1 protein-coding gene is annotated in these 804 nt (G+C 75.1%); it reads right to left on the bottom strand.

Going from position 1 to position 804, the window contains the following annotated elements; all coding sequences use genetic code 11:
• On the bottom strand, nt 1–804 hold an 804-nt coding region (locus IY392_RS16435), incomplete at both ends, for a helicase-associated domain-containing protein (protein ID WP_194861802.1).

Below are 804 nucleotides of genomic sequence, written 5' to 3'. Positions count from 1 at the left end.
GGACGCGGGGGGCCCGACCGGGGGCGGCGGCACGGACGCGGGCCATCGGGCGGGTGAGGGCGACGACCGCCCCGGAGGTGTCCTCGACGACGGGGGCGAATCCGTGTTCCCGGAGCGCCTCGACGAGGTCCAGCGGGCGGGCCTGGGAGATGAGGACGGTCGGGGCGACCGATCGCACCGCGCACCTCTCCACCACCGGCGAGCCCAGGACCTGCGCCACCAGCGACGGGTCGTCGCAGCGCAGGAACGACAACGCGGCCCCCGCCCGGAGCCGGCCGTGTCTACGCGCCACGTCCTCGATGAGGTAGTCCAGGGACTGTGGGACCGGGGTGACGGAGGTCCGCGCCAGCAGTTCCCTGATCCCGGCGGCGGTCCGTCCCGAGTCCAGAGCCCGACGCAGTGACGTCTCGGTGACCCGGTAGGTGGTGGCGGCCCCCGCGGACTCGACGTCGGCGAGCAGCTCGAAGTCCGCCGCGAGCTCCGGCACGAGCGGCCCGGGGGCGAGGATGGTGAGGTCGGCCTGGACGATCACCTCCGAGACGGGCTCGGGGAGCGCCGCGCTCAGGACCGGCTCGAGGTCGTCGACCGAAGGGGTCGCGGCGGGGGGACCGGAGACCAGGAGCCTGGCCGCGCTGGTGGCGGTCGTCCCCACCACGAGCCCGAGCCGCCTCGCCTCCGCGACGATCTCTGAGCACGGCCGTGACCCTGCCCGTGAGAACCACATGGGTGAGAACCAGCGCACCACCTCCGGCACCAGCTCGTCGCCCGGCGCGGCCCCGGGCTCGAGCCCGGACAGTGCGCGCA

Source organism: Dietzia sp. SYD-A1 (assembly GCF_015356725.1).
GTDB lineage: Bacteria > Actinomycetota > Actinomycetes > Mycobacteriales > Mycobacteriaceae > Dietzia.
Note: the sequence above shows the minus strand (reverse complement) of the source record. Positions and strands in the feature narration are given on the sequence as shown.